A 20020-nucleotide genomic window follows, 5' to 3' on the forward strand; every position below is an offset into this window, starting at 1 on the left:
GGTGCCTTTGCGACAAAACTAGTTACGTCACCAGGATCCGCACAGATCAATTCACGGCAAATTCAGAACCCGTAAGTACCATCCTTTGCCGGTTGCAACCAGCCTCGATAGCGGATCAGGCGCCCCAGAAAGGGCAGCGCGGCAGCCACATCAAAGCAAAACCGACCATCGGAATCCTGCCGTTCGGTCGTGGTTGAGCGGGGTAGCAGCCAGCGCGGGCATGGTAGCCCACCGACCGCCAGTCGGGATATGTCGATGGCCAGACCCTCTTCTGTTCTGCGTGAGGAGAGCCATAGGGTCAGCGCCCCCAATTGCTCGCGCACGGTTCCTGATTTGGCATCGAAGGTGAGAGCCGAGCGGGTCACATGGCCGCCGAAGTCACGGACCCAAACCCATGTCCCGTGGTCACGCGTGATGGTCAGGCTTACCGGCACGTCCCGTCCGGATGAAGGAAACCGACCCAGCCACAGCAGCGCGGCGATAAGCCAGCCCCGTCCCCGCTCGATCCGACACCGGCCTTGCAGCCGCCCCTGAAACCGATGCAGCGCGTATACCGCTTCCGGCAGGTCCGCGCCCGGAGCCAAGGCTTGCAGAAACGGATCGTCCATGCTTCAGAATCCCTCGGGCGCAAACCGCGCCCGCACAGCCGCATCCGGGATCATGCATTGCGCGTACCGGCCAAAGATCGCGTACCGGTTACGGGCGATGGCGTGATAGAGCGGGTCCTTGACCACCTTGGGCAGGAAGCGGCAGGCGGAAAGCAGCGGCCACAACCCCGGCAGGGCCCGCATGGCGGCAGCAAATGCATCGAGCCGCTGATGCACACGGCCTCGGACAATCACCAGGTTGGTTTCGAACTCGTCTATGGGCAGGCCGAGTTGGCGATAGAGGCGCTGACCAAGCGGGGATTGCGCGGTGGCGAAGGCAAATTTCCGTGCCCGGTCACGGTGCAACATGAAGCGGAAGAAGCCAGAGCAGAGCACACATTCGCCGTCGAAGACGATGAGGTCGTGAGGTTCTGCACTTTTGACCGGATTCTGCCTCATAAAAGAGTTCCTACAAACCAAACTTCGAAAGGTACTGTCCCGGCGTCAGAGCTTCGCGGAAGCCCACCTCCGCTAACTTGTCGGCATTCTTCTGAAAATCTCTTGTGTTTGTTGTAATGAAGAAATCCCTTTCAGCGTGCATGTGCGCATAAGCCGAATACACATCACACCAACTATTCCTCCACTTGGAAAACGGGGCAGAGGAAATGGGTACGTCTTCTGGGATTTCGTGCGTGTTTCTAAATTCGGCTACATCTTTGGGAACCCTCGCTTTGGCAATCAGACGCCAGAGTTTATCGATAGTTGCATCAGCATCCTCATCAGGCCAAAAACCGAAACTCCAATAAGTCATACCCCACGCCGCCGGTGTCGGCACAATAGGCAAATTCCCCCAACCTAGCTTTTCGATCCGTTCGAAAAAATCGTTTGTTGAAGCAGGGAGTGATTTGCTGCCTCTCAGGCTTTCGCTCGCAGATGTGGCAACCAAACCTACTTCGTGCACACCTTGGTTGTGCAAGCTGATGATCTTTTTAATGTAACGAGAATCTGCGTCCTGCTTTTCTACTGCGATTACGCAGTTCCAGTCGAAGCTCAGCTTTCTCAACCAAAAAACCTCAAACAAAAAAAGGCGCCTCCGGAGAGGCGCCGTTGCTCTACTGATCCAGGAACGACCGCAGCTTGCGCGACCGGCTGGGATGCTTCAGCTTCCTGAGCGCCTTCGCCTCGATCTGGCGGATACGCTCGCGGGTCACGCTGAACTGTTGACCGACCTCTTCCAGCGTGTGGTCGGTGTTCATGCCGATGCCGAACCGCATCCGCAGAACCCGTTCCTCACGAGGCGTGAGCGAGGCCAGAACCCGGGTGGTGGTTTCCTTGAGGTTTTCCTGAATGGCGCTGTCGAGCGGCAGCACGGCATTCTTGTCCTCGATGAAATCGCCCAGTTGGCTGTCTTCCTCGTCGCCGATGGGGGTTTCGAGAGAGATCGGTTCCTTGGCGATCTTCATCACCTTGCGAACCTTCTCGAGCGGCATCTGCAGCTTTTCGGCCAGTTCTTCCGGCGTCGGCTCGCGACCAATCTCGTGCAGCATCTGGCGGCCGGTGCGGACCAGCTTGTTGATCGTTTCGATCATATGGACCGGGATACGGATCGTGCGCGCCTGATCCGCGATCGAGCGCGTGATCGCCTGACGGATCCACCAAGTCGCGTAGGTCGAGAACTTGTAGCCGCGGCGGTATTCGAACTTATCCACCGCCTTCATCAAGCCGATGTTACCTTCCTGAATAAGATCAAGGAATTGCAGGCCGCGGTTCGTGTACTTTTTAGCGATCGAGATCACCAGACGCAGGTTGGCTTCGACCATTTCCTTCTTGGCCTGACGTGCCTCTTTCTCGCCCTTCTGGACCTGCTGGACGATGCGACGGAATTCGCTGATATCCAGACCGACATACTGGCCGACCTGCGCCATGTCGTTGCGCAGTTCCTCGACCTTTTCCGACGAGCGTTCGATGAACATCTGCCAGCCCCGGCCCGGCTTTTCGGCCATTTCGGACAGCCAGTTGGGGTCCAACTCTCGCCCGCGATAGGCCTCGATGAACTCACGCCGGTTGATGCGGGCCTGGTCGGCCAGTTTCACCATCGCGCTGTCCAGCGACATCACGCGCTTGTTGATCCCGTAAAGCTGGTCGATCAGCGCCTCGATCCGGTTGTTGTGCAAATGCAGCCCGTTCACCAACTCCACGATCTCGGCGCGCAGCTTCTGGTACGTGGCCTCATCCTTTTCGCTGAACGAGCCATCCTCGTTCAGGGTGGCCGAGATGCGGCTGTCCTGCATTTCCGACAACATGGCGAAATCGGTCGAGATACGCTCGAGCGTGGTCAGCACCTGATCCTTGAGCGCGGCCTCCATCGCGGCCAGTGACATGTTGGCCTGATCGTCCTCGTCGTCATCATCGTCAGTGGCAATCGGGTTGCCGTCGGCATCCAGTTCCGGACCAGTATCCTTGGCGGGTTTCGCGGCCTGCACCGCCGAAGTATCGACGACCGGCTCTTCGACATCGCCCTCTTCGTCCATCTGGTTGCCGAACGTGGCCTCCAGATCGATGACGTCGCGCAGGAGGATGTCCTCGCTCAGCAATTCGTCGTGCCAGATGGTGATCGCCTGGAAGGTCAGCGGGCTTTCGCAGAGCCCGAGAATCATCGTGTTACGGCCCGCCTCGATCCGCTTGGCGATGGCGATCTCACCCTCGCGGCTCAGCAGTTCGACGCTGCCCATTTCGCGCAGATACATGCGCACAGGGTCGTCGGTGCGGTCCAGCTTTTCGGTCTGGGCCCCGGCCAGCGTGATCTCACGCGCGCCTTCGGTGGTGACGATCTCGGTCGAGCCCTTTTGCTCTTCCTCTTCCGCCTCTTCATCCTCGATTATGTTGATGCCCATTTCGGACAGCATCGACATCACGTCTTCGATCTGTTCCGAGCTCACCTGATCCGGCGGCAGAACCTGATTGAGCTGATCGTAGGTGATGTAACCCTTCTCGCGAGCCTCCGCGATCATCTTCTTGACCTGGGTCTGACTCATGTCCAGCGAGATTTCCTGATCCTGCTCGTCGGATTTGCGTTCCTCGTTGGTGTCCTTGGCGGCCATTCAGTGCTCCTGCAGGGATGGGTGATTCGTTGGAACCGAATCATTAGCGCGAAGAAGTGATTCGGCCACCCGTTTACCCGTTTTTCTTTGTCGGTTCCTTAGGAAAACGCACAATCACCGGCGTTTCCGGTCAAAGTTAATGCCCGCCATGATCGCCTCGAACGCCTCGCGCTCGTCCCGGTTGATTCGGGCGCCGTTGTCGGCGACATCGAAAATCGCCTTGTCCTCGTTCTCGCTGCGGCTTGCGCGGTTACGCTCTTCGGCGGCCTGGGCCACGCGCCAAGTCAGGGCCTCGTCATCCAGTTCAGCGATTTCTTCTCGGGCTTCGGCGATTTCAGCGGCATGCCCACGGAGCGCAGAGAGTTTTGCGAGTTCTTCGGCCAGGGTCATCTCGGCCGCTTCAAGATCGCCGGGACGGCGCACACAGGGGCTGATGGCCACATGGCGAAGAGCATGAAGGTTTTCAAGGGCCTCAGGACCCAAAATCTGTTCGATGTGATCCTGCAGCATCTCGGGCGCGTCGATGGCGTGGCGCAAGATCACATCGCGCAGAGCGGCATGGTCGGGATCGCGGCACTCCATTTTTTCGATCTCATGCTCGAACTGGATCACCACCTGCGGGGTGGCAATGGTGGCAGCGAGGATCACCGCCTCGCGCATGCGGATCTGGCTGTCTTCGCCGGACGAGGCCAAGAGCGAGGCTTTGGTGGTCGAAACCGCGCCAGGCTTAGCCCGTTCCCATTGCCCACGCGGCTGCCATTTGCCTTTTTTACCCCCCCGCTGCGGGCGGAAAAGCTGCCAGCGCAGGTCCTTGATTTCCTGCCCGTAATGCGAGCGGATCGAGGGGTCGCGGATCAGCCTGATCTTTTCGCGTAGCGCCTTGTCCAGCGCTGCCTTGCGCTCGGGGCTGTCGAATACGCGGCCTTCGGTTTCGCGCTGCCAGAGCAGTTTGACCATCGGAATGGCCTGATCCAGCACCGCCTGCACCGCAGGCGCCCCTTCGGTCCGGATCAGGTCGTCGGGGTCCTTGCCCTCGGGCATCAGGGCAAAGCGGAGGGATTTGCCCGCCTCGAGCAGAGGCAGCGCCAGGTCGATCACCCGCATCGCCGCGCGCAGACCGGCGGTGTCGCCGTCGAGCGCGATGATCGGCTCATCCGCGATCCGCCAGAGCAGTTGCAACTGGTTTTCGGTGATCGCGGTGCCCAAGGGCGCGACCGAGGCGCCGAACCCGCCCTCGGCCAGTGCGATCACGTCCATATAGCCCTCGGCCACGATCAGTGGCTGGCCCCGCCCCGCCGCAGTGCGCGCGGGTCCGTGGTTGTAGAGACTGCGGCCCTTGTCGAACAGATCGGTCTCGGGCGAGTTCAGATATTTGGCGTTATCATTCGGATCCATCGCCCGACCGCCGCAGGCGATGCAGCGGCCGCGCACGTCACGAATGGGGAACATGATCCGGTTGCGGAACGTGTCGTAGGGATTGCCGCCCTTGGTCGAGGGTTTGGCGAGCCCCGCGCCCATGATTAGATCTTCGGCCACGCTCTTGCCGCGCAGATGATCCCAAAGGTTCTGCCAGCCGTCGGGGGCAAATCCGATCTCCCACCGCTCGAGCGCAGGCTCGGCGAGCCCCCGCCGCGTCAGGTAATCGCGCGCCGCGGCCCCCGCGCCAGTGTTGAGCTGCAGGCGGAAGAACTGCACCGCCTGCTCCATCACCTCGGCCAGTTGGGTGCGGCGGTTCTGTTTCTCCTGCGCGCGCGGGTCGCGTGCGGGCATGGTCATCCCAGCCTCGCGCGCCAGAATCTCGACCGCTTCGATGAACGAGACATTCTCGGTCTCTTTCACAAAGCTGATCGCGTCGCCCTTCGCATGACAGCCGAAGCAGTAATAGAATCCCTTGCGGTCATCGACGTGGAACGAGGCGGTCTTTTCCTGGTGGAACGGGCATGGTGCCCACATGTCGCCCTTGCCCTGATTGGACTTGCGCTGATCCCACATCACCTTGCGCCCGACAACCTGTGTCAGGCTCAGGCGGGTGCGCAACTCGTCCAGAAATCCGGGGGGCAGTGACATGGGTCAAATCTGACAGAAACCGACACGCACGCCAAGCACCCGGCGCGCGTTGTCCACAGGCAATTGCGGCGGCGGTGGATTACTGCTGCAGACAGAGCTCAAGCCAGGCCGCGCTCAGGTCCTTTTTGCGCACGTCGCGCATCTTCTGCTCGTAGACCCACGGGGTGATCAGCGGAATGGCGGCGTTGTAGTTCTCGGGCCATTCCGGGCCGGTCTTGGCGATGGCGGCGGGCACGTCGCGTTCCTTCACCCGATCCAGCCGCGCCTGTTGGACCGCGGCGACCACATCCGCCTGGTACTGGCAGCTTTGCTCTTTGGTCTCGGCGGCATGGACGGGCGCGGCCATCAAAATAGTGGCGGCAATGGCGAGGCGAAACATGCGTGTCTCCGTGAATCGTTAAAACTCGGGCGCAGTCTATCCGCGTGCGGCGACACCTTCCATGGCCGTTTTCAGATCGTGAACCAGTGTCTCGGCCATAGAGCGGAACACCATGATCTGAAACGTCTTTTCGCCCACTTTCGTGATCGAGGCGGACATGTGAAACAGCAGGCTGCGCACCGTGTGCCCGCGCTTGAACTGTGCCGGGCGCAGATCGACCGGCACCAGACGCGCCAGCACATCCTCGACCCCGTCGCCCTCAAGCCGCACCACGGCCCAGGCATCCGACTGATCCACAAGGGCCGCGTGTTCGGCCAGAGACGCATCCGGCGCGGGTCCCATCAGCATCGCCTGCGCATGCCCGAACCAGACCGCCCGCGCCCCGGCCTTTCCGGTTGCCCTGTTCGCCGCCGGATAGGTCATGCCATGCGCGGCTTTCAGCGCTGCCGACAGATCCTTGACCCGGCCCTTGTAAGGCGCGATCGAGGTCATCGCGCCGGGGTCTTCCTCGGTCAGGTTCACCGATCCGACCGTCAGCGGCAGCAGCCCCTCGCAGGGGGTATTGGCACTCAGCTTATCCACGCACGCGCCCTCCTTCGGGGTCAAAGAACACCGGGTTCACCACTTCGCAGAGCGTCGTTACCCCGCGCAGCCCGTCCACCATCTTGACGATCTCGCCATAGCGCGCCGGTCCGTCGGCCAGAAAGCCCAGCCCTAGCATGCTGCCCAGCGTCGGTGAGTAGCAGACCGAAGTGATATAGCCCTGGTCGTTCACACGAACCGGCTCGGCCTCTTCCTTGTAGAGATGCGCCCCGGCCAGCAATTCCCTGCTTTCGCCGATGGGCTTGAGCCCCACAAGCTGCTCTCGTCCGTCCTCTTCCAGACCGGGACGCTCGGACATGGTCTTGCCGATGCAGTCCTTCTTGGCCGAAACCATCCGGCCCATGCCGATGTCGAAGGCAGTCGTGCGCCCGTGAATCTCGGCATGGGTGATGAACCCTTTCTCGATCCTGAGCACATTCAGCGCCTCCATCCCGTAGAGCCCGCCACCCAACGCCTCAGCCCGCTCGGTCAGCACGTCGAAGAGGCTAGCGCCATACCGCGCGGGCACTGCGATCTCATAGGCATGCTCACCCGAGAACGAGATGCGGAACAGCCGCCCCTCGACTCCCAGCACCTTGACAGGGCCACAGGCCATGAAGGGCCAGTCCTCATCGGTCAGCGGTGCCTCGAGCAGCCCGTTCATCAACTCGCGCGATTTCGGGCCGGCGGCGGCGAACTGCGCCCATTGCTCAGTGACCGACGTGAACGCGACATCCAGATCGGGCCGCAGCCCCTGGGTCACAAATTCCAGATGCTTCATCACATCGCCCGCGCCCGCCGTGGTGGTGGTCATCACATAGTGATGCTCGTCCAGCCGCGCAGTGGTGCCGTCATCCATCACATGCCCGTCCTCGCGCAGCATCAGGCCATAGCGCGTGCGCCCCACCTTCAGCGTCGAGAACATGTTGGTATAGACGAAATCGAGAAACTCGCCCGCATCGGGCCCCTGAATGTCGATCTTACCCAAGGTCGAGACATCGGCCACGCCCACCGCCTCACGCACCATCCGCACCTCGCGGTCGCAGGATTGCCGCCAGGTGGTTTCACCGGCCTTGGGGAAATAGCTCGGGCGATACCAGAGCCCCGCCTCGATCATCGGCGCCCCGCGCGCGACGGTCGCCTTGTGCGAGGTGGTGAAGCGCTGCGGCTTGAACCCCATCCCTTCGGCACCGGCACCGAATGCGGCGATGGCGACCGGAGAATAGGGTGGGCGGAACGTGGTGGTCCCGGTCTCGGGTATCCCCCGCCCCGTCGCATCGGCCAGCACCGCCAGCGCGGCGACGTTCGAGTTCTTGCCCTGATCGGTCGCCATGCCTTGCGTGGTGTAGCGTTTCATGTGCTCGACCGAGCGGAAGTTCTCGACCGCCGCCTGTATCACATCCTTGACGGTCACGTCGTTCTGGAAATCCAGCCACGCGCGGCCCTTGCCCGGCACGGCCCAGAGCGGCGCGATCTCATTCGGCGCATCCTCGGCCTGAGGCGGGGCTAGATTGGGCACCGTGAACCCCAGTTCACCCAGCGCCTCGCCTGCGGCAGCCGCCCCTTCGCGCAGACAAGCCGCGGTCGAGAACGCGCCGTTGCAGGCCCCGGCCACGACCATGCCCGGCACTGCGCCCGGCGTCGGCACGAAAGCAGCAATGTCGCGCTGCCAGGTGGGGCGCCCGTTCATGTGACAGGTCAGATGCACGGACGGGTTCCACCCGCCGGTCATCGCCAGACAATCGGTCTGGATCTTCTCCTCGCCGCTCGGACGACGCACGGTGATGCTCTCCAACCCCTTGCGCCCGGAACTGCCACAAACCTGCGCCCCACGCAGGACCGGATAGTCGTCCGACAAGGGCGCATCGTGGCGGCTGTCGATCACGGCGGCCACATGCACACCTGCCTCCAATAGATCGCGCGCGGTACGGTGGATGTCGTCGGTATTGCCGAACACGGTCACGTTACGCCCCGCGCTCACACCCCACCGGTTGAGATAGGCCCGCACCGCGCCCGCGTTCATGATCCCGGGCCGGTCATTGTCACGGAACGCCACGGGCCGCTCCAGCGCCCCCGCCGCCAGCACCGAGCGCTTGGCCACGATGTGCCAGAACGTCTCGAGCGGCGCGCCATGGGGGCGGCGCCCTTCGTGATGCAGTACCCGCTCCAGCGCACCATAGGTGCCCTGATCATAGGCACCCGCCACCGTGGTTCGGGTCATCAGGCGCACATTGTCCATCGCCCCGAGTTCGGCCAGAACCTCATCGGCCCAGACAGGGCCGGGCTTGCCGTCGACCTCATAGGTCTCGGCCAGCAGACGGCCGCCCATGCGGCTGCCCTCATCGGCCAGGATCACATCCGCCCCAGCCCGGCCCGCCACCAGCGCCGCTATCAACCCGGCAGGCCCGGCGCCGATCACCAACAGATCGCAGAACGCATAGGCGCGCTCATATTTGTCCACATTGTCCTGACCCGAGAGCGCGCCCAGCCCCGCCGCGCGCCGGATCGCGGGCTCATAAACCTTTTCCCAAAAACTCTTGGGCCACATGAAGGTCTTGTAATAGAACCCCGCGCCAAAGAAGGGTGCGGCCAGATCGTTCATCCCCAACACATCGAAATTCAGCGACGGCCAGCGGTTTTGGCTGCGTGCGTCAAGCCCGGCATAGATCTCCTGCATGGTCGCCCGCACATTGGGCTCCTGCGAGGCGCCCTGCCCCACGGTCACCAGCGCGTTCGGCTCTTCGCTGCCCGCCGTCAGCACTCCGCGCGGGCGGTGATACTTGAACGAGCGTCCCATCAACCGGATGCCATTGGCCAGCAGGGCCGAGGCCAGCGTGTCGCCCTCATACCCGGAGTAGCGCACGCCATCGAACAGGAACGGCACCGATTTCGACCGGTCCAGCAGGCCCCTGCCATCCACCCTCATGACCGCGCCTCCGATGCCAGTTCGGAGCCCAGAACCTCATGAGTCACGGTATTGCGGGTCACCACCACCCAGGCGCCGCAGCCGCTCTCGTGATACCACAGGTCTCGCGTCACCCCCGCCGGATTCTCGCGCAGATAGACGAAATTGTCCCACGCTTCCTCCCCGGCATCCGGTGCCGGCCGGTCCAGATCCACGGCGGCACCACGATAATAGAACTCCCGGCGGTCCCGCTCGCCGCAATGCGGACAGGTGATCCTCATGGCCGCGCCCCCATCTTCATCTTTTTACAAATACTCAAATTCGACATCTGCCACGCGCCCCTAGTGCAGGTTGTGCTGAGAGCCCTTGCCCTCTTCATCGATGATCCCGCGCCCGGTCCGGAACCGATCCAGGCGGAACCGCGTGGCATTCTCGTGATACCGATCCGTAGCGATCAGATGCGCAAACACATTCCCCGAGCCCGGCACCGCCTTGAACCCGCCATAGTTCCAGCCGCAGTTCAGATAGAGCCCGTCGATATGGGTTCGGTCGATGATCGGAGAGCCGTCGGGCGACATGTCCATGATCCCACCCCAACTGCGCAGCACCTTGGCCTTGCCGATCATCGGCATCAGCGCCATGCCCGCCTCCATCACGTTTTCCACCGTGGGCAGGTTACCGCGCGCCGCATATGAGGCGTAGAAATCCAGGTCGCCGCCAAAGACAAGGCCACCCTTGTCCGACTGGCTGATATAGAAGTGGCCCATGCCAAAGGTCACCACATGGTCGATGCAGGGCTTCAGCCCCTCGGTGACAAAGGCCTGCAACACGTGGCTTTCGATCGGCAGGCGCATCCCCGCCATGGCCGCCACCTGACCCGACCGGCCCGCAACCACCATAGCCACCTTCTTGGCCCGGATCGCGCCGCGCGAGGTCTGCACGCCGCGGACCGCACCGTTCTCGATGTCGATACCGGTGACCTCGCAATTCTGGATCAGGTCGACGCCCCTCTGATCGGCGCCCCGTGCAAAACCCCACGCCACCGCGTCGTGGCGCGCGGTGCCGCCGCGCGGGTGGTAGAGCCCGCCATATAGCGGAAAGCGCAGATTGTCGTGGTTCAGATAGGGCAGCATCTTGCGCAACTCTTCGCGGTCCAGCAGGATCGCATCGTCCCCCTGGCTGATCATCATGTTCCCGCGCCGCGCCGCCGCGTCCCGCTGCCCGTCGGAGTGGAACAGGTTGATGATCCCCCGCTGCGAATGCATCAAGTTATAGTTCAGATCCTCTTCCAGCCCCTCCCACAGTTTCAACGAGTGCGAATAGAACTCGGAATTACCCTGCAGGAAGTAATTGGCCCGCACGATGGTGGTGTTCCGTCCCACATTGCCGCCACCCAGATAGCCCTTTTCGAGCACCGCCACATTGGTCAGCCCATGCTCCTTGGCCAGGTAATAGGCCGTGGCCAGACCATGCCCGCCGCCGCCGATGATGACGACGTCGTACTCGGCCTTGGGCTCGGGATCGCGCCAATGCGGCGTCCAGCCCTTGTTGCCGGTCAAGCCTTCCTTCAGAATTCGGAGCGCTGAAAACCGCATGTGCTCTCCCCTTGTCGCAGGCTGAAACTGAACCACCGGGAAATACCTATCAACCCGCCATGGGCCGGGCCATATCGCTTTTCGACAAATACTGTCCCACGCGCGACCGTTTTCGCCGTGCTTGAGACACGCAGCGCACGGTGGATGGCCTCGAGACCCAACCTGCAGGTTCAAAAACAAAACGCGCCCCAAATGGAGCGCGTCTCGGCTCTGTTTGATCGCGGAGACCCTACAGACCTTTGGCCCGATAGCTCTTGGCCACCTTGTCAATCGCCACGATGTAGGCCGCGGTCCGCAGATCCCCAACGTCCGACCGGTCATGCCAGACCTCGGCCATCGACTGATAGGCGATCCGCATCGTGTCATCAAGGCCCGAGCGCACCAACTCCAGCTCCCCAGCCCCGCGCAGATACTGAGCCTTGAAGTTCGGTGACATCGACCAAGCATCGCCCAGATAACGGTCCAATCGCTGTAGCTCGCTCACAATCAGTTCATGGCGTGCCTCTTCCTGGCGGCGCTGCATACGGCCAAAGCGGATGTGACTGAGGTTCTTGACCCATTCGAAATAGGACACAGTCACCCCGCCAGCATTGGCATACATGTCAGGGATAATCACGGTGCCCTTCTTGCGCAGAATCTCGTCGGCGCCAGCGGTGACAGGCCCGTTTGCCGCCTCGATGATCAGCGGCGCCTTGACCCGATCCGCGTTGGATAGGTTGATCACCCCTTCCAGCGCGGCAGGAACGAGAATATCGCATTCTTCCTCAAGCACGGTCCCGCCGTCAGGCACATGCGTGGCGTCGGGGAACCCGGTCACACCGCCATGCTTGACAATCCATTGCCGCACCGCCTCGACATCCAGGCCGTCCGTGTCGAACAGGGCGCCGTCCCGTTCGATAATGCCGATGATCTTGGAGCCATCCTCTTCGCTCAGGAACTTGGCGGCGTGGTAGCCCACGTTTCCAAGCCCCTGCACGATCACCCGCTTGCCGTCCAGCGAACCCTCAAGGCCCGCAGCCGCCACATCCTTGGGATGCCGGAAGAACTCGCGCAGCGCGTATTGGACCCCTCGGCCCGTGGCCTCAACACGCCCGGCGATCCCGCCCGCATTCAGCGGCTTGCCGGTCACACAGGCGCGCGAGTTGATGTCGGTCGTGTTCATCCGCGCATACTGATCCGCGATCCACGCCATCTCACGCTCGCCCGTCCCCATGTCGGGGGCTGGCACATTCTGAGAAGGGTTGATCAGATCGCGCTTGGCCAGTTCATAGGCAAAGCGGCGGGTGATCTGCTCCATCTCATATTCTTCGTACTCGCGGGGATCGATGCACAATCCGCCCTTTGAACCGCCAAACGGCGCTTCGACCAGCGCGCATTTGTATGTCATCAGCGCGGCCAGCGCCTCGACCTCATCCTGGTTCACAGCGGTCGCGAAACGGATGCCGCCCTTGACGGGCTCCATATGCTCGGAATGCACCGATCTGTACCCCACGAAGGTGTGCATCTGCCCACGTAAGCGCACCCCGAACCGGACCGTATAGGTCGCGTTGCAAACGCGGATTTTCTCTTCGAGGCCAGGCGGCAAATCCATAAGGGCCGCCGCCCTGTTGAACATCAGATCCACACTCTCGCGAAAGCTGGGTTCGGTTGTTCGGGTCATGCAATCCTCCCTGCCCGTTTCCGACTCACGTCATGGCGTTTTGTCGCACCCAGCTTATGACGGTTCAATTAAGAAGTGCCAATTTTTTCGGCAAAGGCTTTGGTCTGTTTACATTTTATTAGCGAGTCGGGCTTCTCATCGGCGAGGGCGTGTCATTGTCCCATGCTGAGAAACAGAAATCCGCCAGCGGCGCAAAGTATCCCCCGTTTCTGCACAATAATGGCTATATAGCAACAACTTCGCCCAAATCCTGCCATCTTCTATCTATAGTTTTCTCAGGTCAATTTATCTAAGGTCGGCTGCTCGGCCATCAGAGGGTTTGTCATGCGCATGGGTTCTTGGAAGTCGGTGGTTGAACAAAAGAAAACAGCCCCTTTTGCCAGATCGGAGATCGGAAAGTTCGCGTCCGGCGAGGATGGCAGCATGACGATCAACGCACTTTTCCTCTTTATCACCATCCTGGCGATCACCGGTCTGGGCGTCGACCTGATGCGCTTCGAGCGGAACCGGTCAATCCTGCAATACACCGTCGACAGGGCAGTGCTGGCGGCGGCTGACCTCGACCAGACGATTCCTCCGCAACAGGTGGTCGAGGCTTATTTGGACAAAGCCGGTCTGGGCGAATACCTCACTGGCGTGGATGTGCAGGAAAGCATCGGCTACCGGAAAGTGACGGCGACCGCCGAGATGGAGGTTCCAACGCATTTTGTGAACTTCACCGGCGTTCGGTCGTTCAGCGCACCGGCTGCAAGCGCGGCTGAGGAAAGCATCGGCGGCGTCGAGATCTCGCTGGTGCTGGACGTGTCAGGCTCAATGAACAGCAACAACCGGCTGCCGCGGCTGAAGGTTGCGGCCAAGGAATTCGTGGACCAGATGATCGAGAACTCCGAGGACGGCAAGCTCTCGATTTCCATTATTCCCTATGCATCGCAAGTTTCGGTGCCGGATAGCATTTTTGACCAGCTCAACGTGTCCACCGAGCACGACTATTCCAACTGCGTGAACTTCACGTCTTCGCAGTTCTCGAGCCGCACGCTTTCACCGACGGATCCGCTGACGCGCACGATGCATTTCGATCCCTGGTACAATTATGATGCCCGCATCAACGCATCTCCAGACATTTTGGGCGAAGGTACGAGTTCCGGTTCCTCATTGCCGGTCTGTGAAGCGCGCGAGTCCCGCGAGATTTTGCCGCTGCAAAAAGACGCAACCGTGCTCAAAAACTACATCGAAGGCTTCATTGCCCGTGGCAATACCTCGCTGGAAATCGGCATGAAATGGGGCACCGCCCTTCTGGACCCGAGCATGCGTCCTGTTGTTTCGCAGTTGGCGGCCAACAACGAAATCCCCAGTGTTTTCGGCGACCGCCCTGGCGCATATGGCACAAGCGAAACCCTCAAGGTCATCGTGCTGATGACCGACGGGGCAAACACCACACAATACTATATTCCTGAAGGTTATCGTGGGGACAACTCCACAGTCTGGTGGAACGAACAGGCAAAGAGGTACTCCACCTTTGACGAAAACAACAACCGCTACTATTGGGACAATGCCACTTCCGAGTTGGACGCGCTCAGCAATTGGCAGGACCACGCGTACGGTAACGGCACATACGAGCGTTGCATCAGCACAAACCAGTGGGGCAACTGCACTGACACTCGTGAAACGGAAGAAACTGGAACCGCCACTGAACTCTCCTTTGGGGAACTCTGGGCCTATACCTCGATTTTGAGCAACTATTATACGAACTTTCAGCCTTGGATGGGTTCGGCGGCGAACTATCCGTGGTACTATGATATTCGCAAAGGCATCGATGCCGGCGTCAAAAACTCGCGCACTCAGTCCATCTGCTCGGCAGCCAAGGACGCGGGCGTGATTGTATACACAATAGGCTTTGAAGCGCCGTCCGGCGGTGTCTACCAGCTGCAAAACTGCGCCAGCTCGGACAGCCATTACTATGAGACGGAACCAGGTGTAAGCATCTCGGATGTGTTTGCCTCGATCGCATCGTCGATCCGCAAGCTGAGGCTGACTCAATGATCCGCCGTGTGGCAAACTTTCTGCGCCGCTTCCGGCGCAACGAATCCGGCAACATCGTCGTTGAATTTGTCATTGTCTTTCCGATCGTCATGGTGACTGCGCTCTCTGGGATCGAGTTGGGCTTTGTCGCTCTTAACCACGCGATGCTTGAGCGGGCCGTGGACCTGACGGTCAGGGACATTCGCATCGGAACCGGCACGGCCTTTACCCATGACGCGATCAAGGACACCGTTTGCGTTCGAGCGGCTTTCATCCCGAATTGTGACGCCAACCTGAAGTTGGAAATGATACAGCTGGATCCGTTTGCCGGTGTAGCCCTGCCCGCCGATCCGGATTGCACGGACAAATCGGAAGAGGTCCGGCCGGTCCGTTCATTCGCAAACGGGCAGAGCAACGAACTGATGGTACTGCGCGCATGCGCAAAAATCTCGCCCGTTTTTCCGACCTCCGCACTTGGCCGGAGGCTTGGGGATAATGCAGACGGGCAATACGCGCTGACGGCCACGACCGTTTTTGTTCAGGAGCCGAGGTAAGACATGTTCATGGCTAAACTCCGCAACCACCTGAGGAAATTCGCACGAGATACCGAAGGGGTCATCGCGATTGAGACGATGCTCACCCTTCCCATCATCTTCTGGACCATTATCGGGTGTTACACCTTTTTCGATGCGTACCGGCAGAGCGCATCGAACCTGAAAGCCGCTTACACGATTGGAGACCTGATTTCCCGCGAAACCCAGGAGATCGACGAAACTTACGTGGATTCGATGCATCAGCTGATGCAGATCATGATCCGCAACACCGAAAACGTAAGCATGCGTCTGACCCTCATCGCCTTTGACGAGGAGGAAGACAGACACTTCGTCAGATGGTCGACCGTGCGAGGATTCGATACTGAATGGACCGACGGCAACATCCATCTGATGCGCGACCGGCTGCCGCCCATGCCCAACGCCGACACTCTGATCGTTGTTGAAACCAGCAACGACTTTCAGCCACCGCTGGTCTTTGGTGTCTTGTTCAATTGGGGCCTCATTGGTGAGATCGAGCTGAACAACTTCATCTTCACCCGTCCCCGTTTCACCAACGAGATTGCGGCCAGCGTTTAAACGCCGTCTCGTTCCGCCATCAAGGCGGCCAGAGTTTCCGACATGAACTTGGTTTGTGCGGCGGCGGTAACGCCGCCGACACCGATTCTGCGGCCCAGGCGCCACCAGAGACCGGGGGCCCAGGCGCCCTCCCCTGCGGTTCGGGTCCGAATCAGAAAGCCATTGGAGGGCTTGAAGGCAAACACGCCGCGATCCATCGCCTCGACATCGGTAACCTGGGCTATGACAACCCCGGCGCTTGAGCGAAGCTCTGTTGTAGTGAGTTCGATCCGGTGCGCGGTTGCCTGGTACATCCGCTGCGCTAGCCAAAGCGCCAGAATGCCCATCACGATCAGAAATACCTGCCACCCGAGTGCAGGTGGCGTCGCAAGCGCCACGTAGATCACCAGCACGCCCACGGTCACCAGCATCCCCACCCCGATCCAGCGGCGGGGCGCCGAAGCCTCGACCACTGCAAGTATCTCGTCCTGCATCGCACCTCTCCGTTTTGTTCTGACTGTCGGATACTGCAAATCCAGGGCAAGCGACAGGGCCTTGCTGCCACCATCTGGCCCTCACAAATTTGCACAGTCTCGGTGCCAGAGCGCGAATTGATCGCAGCAACGCACGATTTATCTTGGGGTAAAGCTACAGGAGGCCGATATGTCCCTCAGACCCATGATCGAAGCCCGCAAGGCTGTGCCCACGATGGAGGGCGCAGGCGTCAAACTTCACCGCGCCTTCGGGTTTCAGGATCCGGAAGAGCTCGATCCTTTCCTGCTGTTCGACGATTTCCGCAATGAACGGCCCGAGGATTACCTTAAAGGGTTTCCCTGGCACCCGCATCGCGGCATCGAGACCATCGCCTATGTCCTGTCCGGCACAGTTGAGCACGGCGACTCGCTGGGCAATACCGGCACGCTTGGAGCAGGCGACGTGCAGTGGATGACCGCAGGCTCGGGCATCCTGCATAAGGAGATGCCCAAAGGGAACGCGAACGGCCAGATGCATGGGTTCCAGCTCTGGGGCAACCTGCCCGCCAGCCAGAAGATGACCGCCCCGCGCTATCAGGATGTACGAGGCAGCGATATCCCAGAGGTGGTCGATGATGACGGCACCCGCGTTCGGGTGGTCGTAGGTGAGTTCTGGGGCAAGAGAGGGCCGGTGGACGGGATCGCGACGGATCCCCAATATCTGGATATCTCCGTGCCTGCCGGGGTAAGGAAGACCTTTCGGATCGACACCTATCGCCGCGCCTTCGCCTATGTGTTCGAAGGTCAGGCTGCCTTTTCCGATGCCTCGGCGCCAACCGGCGTGCTGCTCGAAAAAGAGGTGGCCGGACAAGAGGTCAACATCCGCGACATGTCCGGCGACCGGACGCTGGTGCGCTTTGGCACCGGGGATGAGATCACCGTGCAGGCCGGGCCCGAGGGTGTGCGGTTTCTGCTGATCTCAGGCGCGCCGATTGCCGAGCCGGTGGCGTGGCACGGACCGATCGTGATGAACACGAAAGAGGAATTGCGGCAGGCCTTTCGCGATCTGCGCAACGGAACGTTCATCCAGCCTGCGCATTGACCCGTGTGGGCGCGCTCAGCTCCGACCGCGCGCGCCCACGGTCTTACACACCATCTGCCAGTAGGCGTCAGCCACCTGCTCGCCCGACAAGCGCCCCTCGGGCCGGTACCAGGTGTTTACCCCGGTCAGCATCGCGATCACGCCCAGCGTCGCGATGCGCGGATCGGGCACATCGAACTGTCCCTGCGCCACACCATCCTGCAGGATCGCTTCCAACTCATTCTCGTATGCCCGGCGCAGCCCTTCGATGGCCGAGAAATTCTCCGGGTCCAGATTGCGCAGCTCCATATAGGCGATGAACACCTCATCGGGGCGCTGCAGGTGATAGCCGATGTGAAATCGGGTGAACGCCTCGAGCCGCCGCAGCGGATCGCCCGAGCGGTCCTGACCCGCCCATGCCGCGAGCAGCTCGTCCATATGGGTCTTCATCAGACGAAACAGCAGGCTCTGCTTGTCGGGTATGTAGTTATAAAGCGCCCCCGCCTGCACGCCGACCTCACCCGCGATCTGGCGCATCGAGACGGCGGCATAGCCATATTGTGCAAACAGCCGTAGCGCCGCAGCCTGAATACGCGGGCCGGTTATATCGGAATGGGAACCTTGGGTACGTGCCATGCCGCCAAGCTATCTGAACATACGTTCAGATAGAACCCCGCTTGATCCGCCGCACCGAAACGGGCATCAAACACTCAGGCCATATCCAAAGAGACCCCGATGCCCGTTTTGTCCCGCGCTATATTGCTGATTGCCCTTGCCGGATGCACGCAGGTGCCCGAGCTGGACGAACGGCTGACCCCGGACCTGCGCAACGCGCCCTATCCCCGGCTGATCCCTTTGGATGACGCGCTTGGACCACCGCCCAATCCACAGCAGGAGGCCGCCGATTTGGAGGATCAGCTGACCGCGCGCCGCGACCAGTTGGCGGCGCGCGCCCGGCTTTTGCAGGCTCCGGTGGTCGATGACGCCGCCCGCGGCCGTCTGGAACAGGATATCGACGGCTGATCCCACATCGGCGCATTGCGCCCCTGCCCCGAACCGGCTAAGGCACGCGGCAACGGACGGGCCGGTGGCGGCCGGATTTTCGAGCAGAAAGGGACCCTCAGAATGACACAGGCGCTGCGGCTTGGGATTGCAGGTTTGGGGACCGTTGGCGTGGGGGTGGTCCGGATCATCCGGCGCCAGGCCGATCTGCTTGCGGCGCGCACGGGCCGCCGGATCGAGATCGTGGCGGTCTCGGCCCGCGACGCGGACAAGGATAGGGGCGTCAGCCTGTCGGGATATGCCTGGGAAACCGACCCCGTGGCGCTGGCCAAACGCGACGATATCGACATCTTTGTCGAACTGATGGGCGGCTCGGAAGGGGCCGCAAAGGACGCGACCGAGGCGGCGCTGGCCAGCGGCAAGGATGTCGTCACCGCCAACAAGGCGCTGCTGGCCGTTCACGGGCAAGCACTGGCCGAACAGGCCGAGGCGGCGGGCCGCGTGATCCGGTTCGAGGCCGCCGTTGCGGGTGGCATCCCGGTGATCAAGGCGCTGACCGAAGGGCTGGCCGGAAACGGCATCACCCGGGTCATGGGCGTCATGAACGGCACCTGCAACTATATCCTGACCCGGATGGAATCGCAGGGGCTGGGCTATAATGCGCTGTTCGACGAATGCGCCAAGCTGGGGTATCTCGAAGCCGATCCCAATCTGGACGTCGGCGGCATCGATGCGGCGCACAAGCTGACGCTGCTGGCCTCGATCGCCTATGGCACCAGGCCCAATTTCGACGGCATCGAAGTTGAAGGCATCCAGCGGATCGAACTGGAAGATATCCGGCAGGCCTCCGACATGGGCTATCGTATCAAGCTTTTGGGCGTGGCGCAGCGTTCGCCCCGTGGGCTTGAGCAGCGCATGCAGCCCTGTCTGGTGCCTGCCGACTCGCCGCTGGGGCAGCTTGAGGGCGGCACCAATATGGTGGTGGTCGAGGGCGACGCGGTCGAACAGATCGTGCTGCGCGGCCCCGGCGCGGGCGAAGGTCCCACCGCCAGCGCCGTGCTGGGCGATATCTGCGATCTGGCGCGCGGGCTGCACATTCCGACTTTCGGCCAGCCCGCCGATACGCTGGAAGCGGCGCAACCGGCCCGCACCGGCCTGCCCGCGCCATATTACCTACGCACGGCGCTGCTGGACAAACCCGGCGCGCTGGCCAAGGTCGCGGCCATTCTGGGTGAGGCCGGCATCTCGATCGATCGGATGCGCCAGTATGGGCACACCAACAGCACGGCACCGGTGCTGATCGTGACCCACAAGACAACCCGTGCGGCGTTGGATGAGGCGCTTTCGGCGCTGAAGGAAACGGACGTCGTCGCGCTTGAGCCCGTCGCCCTGCGCATCGAAGAGCTCTGAGCCTTCCTCTTGCAGAGGCCGGGCGGGACGGGCTATGCCCGTTGAAACGT

The 20020-nt window shown here is 61.4% G+C and carries 20 protein-coding genes; 6 read left to right on the forward strand and 14 right to left on the reverse strand.

All coding sequences use genetic code 11. From position 1 onward, the window contains the following. Positions 1 to 62: 62 nt before the first annotated feature. From GOX53_RS06475 to GOX53_RS06530, 12 genes are all read right to left on the reverse strand, one after another. Positions 63 to 608: a DUF4166 domain-containing protein gene (locus GOX53_RS06475; protein ID WP_171174564.1), complete on the reverse strand. Its 546-nt coding sequence runs from the start codon at positions 606 to 608 to the stop codon at positions 63 to 65. Positions 609 to 611: 3 nt separating this feature from the next. Continuing rightward, complete coding sequence (locus GOX53_RS06480) at positions 612 to 1046, reverse strand: thiol-disulfide oxidoreductase DCC family protein (protein ID WP_171174566.1); 435 nt, start codon at positions 1044 to 1046, stop codon at positions 612 to 614. A gap of 10 nt (positions 1047 to 1056) precedes the next feature. Continuing rightward, a complete protein-coding gene (locus tag GOX53_RS06485) occupies positions 1057 to 1668 on the reverse strand; it encodes a hypothetical protein (RefSeq protein ID WP_171174568.1) in 612 nt (203 codons plus the stop codon). A 31-nt stretch (positions 1669 to 1699) separates the two neighbouring features. Further along, positions 1700 to 3688 (reverse strand): RNA polymerase sigma factor RpoD, encoded by a 1989-nt coding sequence (gene rpoD / locus GOX53_RS06490; protein ID WP_171174570.1) that lies wholly within the window; start codon positions 3686 to 3688, stop codon positions 1700 to 1702. Positions 3689 to 3802: 114 nt separating this feature from the next. Further along, positions 3803 to 5755, reverse strand: coding sequence for a DNA primase (gene dnaG, locus GOX53_RS06495; protein WP_171174572.1), 1953 nt, complete (start codon positions 5753 to 5755; stop codon positions 3803 to 3805). A gap of 79 nt (positions 5756 to 5834) precedes the next feature. Next, the gene (locus GOX53_RS06500) at positions 5835 to 6134 is read right to left on the reverse strand and encodes a hypothetical protein (RefSeq protein WP_171174574.1); all 300 of its coding nucleotides are present in this window, start codon (positions 6132 to 6134) and stop codon (positions 5835 to 5837) included. Positions 6135 to 6170: 36 nt separating this feature from the next. After that, complete coding sequence (locus tag GOX53_RS06505; RefSeq protein ID WP_171174575.1) at positions 6171 to 6716, reverse strand: sarcosine oxidase subunit gamma family protein; 546 nt, start codon at positions 6714 to 6716, stop codon at positions 6171 to 6173. Next, complete coding sequence (locus GOX53_RS06510; RefSeq protein ID WP_171174577.1) at positions 6709 to 9642, reverse strand: sarcosine oxidase subunit alpha family protein; 2934 nt, start codon at positions 9640 to 9642, stop codon at positions 6709 to 6711. The genes GOX53_RS06505 and GOX53_RS06510 overlap by 8 nt, the downstream gene beginning before the upstream one ends. After that, entirely contained in the window at positions 9639 to 9902 is a 264-nt protein-coding gene (locus GOX53_RS06515; RefSeq protein ID WP_171174579.1) for a sarcosine oxidase subunit delta, read from the reverse strand. The genes GOX53_RS06510 and GOX53_RS06515 overlap by 4 nt, the downstream gene beginning before the upstream one ends. Before the next feature lie 60 nt (positions 9903 to 9962). Next, the gene (locus GOX53_RS06520) at positions 9963 to 11216 is read right to left on the reverse strand and encodes a sarcosine oxidase subunit beta family protein (RefSeq protein WP_171174580.1); all 1254 of its coding nucleotides are present in this window, start codon (positions 11214 to 11216) and stop codon (positions 9963 to 9965) included. A 229-nt stretch (positions 11217 to 11445) separates the two neighbouring features. Beyond that, positions 11446 to 12876, reverse strand: coding sequence for a Glu/Leu/Phe/Val dehydrogenase (locus tag GOX53_RS06525; protein ID WP_171174582.1), 1431 nt, complete (start codon positions 12874 to 12876; stop codon positions 11446 to 11448). A 275-nt stretch (positions 12877 to 13151) separates the two neighbouring features. After that, the gene (locus GOX53_RS06530) at positions 13152 to 13310 is read right to left on the reverse strand and encodes a hypothetical protein (RefSeq protein WP_171174584.1); all 159 of its coding nucleotides are present in this window, start codon (positions 13308 to 13310) and stop codon (positions 13152 to 13154) included. On the opposite strand from GOX53_RS06530, the gene GOX53_RS06535 reads away from it, so the two are divergent. The 3 genes from GOX53_RS06535 to GOX53_RS06545 are packed head-to-tail and all read left to right on the forward strand — an operon-like array spanning position 13300 to position 16025. After that, positions 13300 to 14916, forward strand: a complete 1617-nt coding sequence (locus tag GOX53_RS06535) for a Tad domain-containing protein (protein ID WP_171174586.1) — start codon at positions 13300 to 13302, stop codon at positions 14914 to 14916. The genes GOX53_RS06530 and GOX53_RS06535 overlap by 11 nt on opposite strands. Further along, a complete protein-coding gene (locus GOX53_RS06540; RefSeq protein ID WP_171174588.1) occupies positions 14913 to 15449 on the forward strand; it encodes a TadE/TadG family type IV pilus assembly protein in 537 nt (178 codons plus the stop codon). Before GOX53_RS06535 ends, GOX53_RS06540 begins: the two co-directional genes overlap by 4 nt. Positions 15450 to 15458: 9 nt before the next feature. Next, positions 15459 to 16025, forward strand: a complete 567-nt coding sequence (locus GOX53_RS06545; protein WP_171174590.1) for a TadE/TadG family type IV pilus assembly protein — start codon at positions 15459 to 15461, stop codon at positions 16023 to 16025. On the opposite strand, the gene GOX53_RS06550 is transcribed toward GOX53_RS06545, so the two are convergent. Further along, positions 16022 to 16498 (reverse strand): hypothetical protein, encoded by a 477-nt coding sequence (locus GOX53_RS06550; RefSeq protein WP_171174592.1) that lies wholly within the window; start codon positions 16496 to 16498, stop codon positions 16022 to 16024. The genes GOX53_RS06545 and GOX53_RS06550 overlap by 4 nt on opposite strands. Before the next feature lie 169 nt (positions 16499 to 16667). Between GOX53_RS06550 and GOX53_RS06555 the strand changes: the two genes are divergently transcribed. Next, on the forward strand, positions 16668 to 17579 hold the full coding sequence (locus tag GOX53_RS06555) for a pirin family protein (protein ID WP_171174594.1): 912 nt from the start codon (positions 16668 to 16670) through the stop codon (positions 17577 to 17579). 15 nt (positions 17580 to 17594) lie between these two features. Here GOX53_RS06555 and GOX53_RS06560 read toward each other — a convergent pair whose 3' ends face one another. Continuing rightward, positions 17595 to 18194 (reverse strand): TetR/AcrR family transcriptional regulator, encoded by a 600-nt coding sequence (locus GOX53_RS06560; RefSeq protein WP_171174596.1) that lies wholly within the window; start codon positions 18192 to 18194, stop codon positions 17595 to 17597. Between the two features lie 99 nt (positions 18195 to 18293). Between GOX53_RS06560 and GOX53_RS06565 the strand changes: the two genes are divergently transcribed. Next, positions 18294 to 18581, forward strand: coding sequence for a hypothetical protein (locus tag GOX53_RS06565; protein ID WP_171174598.1), 288 nt, complete (start codon positions 18294 to 18296; stop codon positions 18579 to 18581). Positions 18582 to 18683: 102 nt separating this feature from the next. Then, positions 18684 to 19970, forward strand: a complete 1287-nt coding sequence (locus GOX53_RS06570; protein WP_171174600.1) for a homoserine dehydrogenase — start codon at positions 18684 to 18686, stop codon at positions 19968 to 19970. Positions 19971 to 20020: the final 50 nt, after the last annotated feature.

This window comes from Ruegeria sp. HKCCD8929 (assembly GCF_013031405.1).
Taxonomy (GTDB): domain Bacteria; phylum Pseudomonadota; class Alphaproteobacteria; order Rhodobacterales; family Rhodobacteraceae; genus Ruegeria.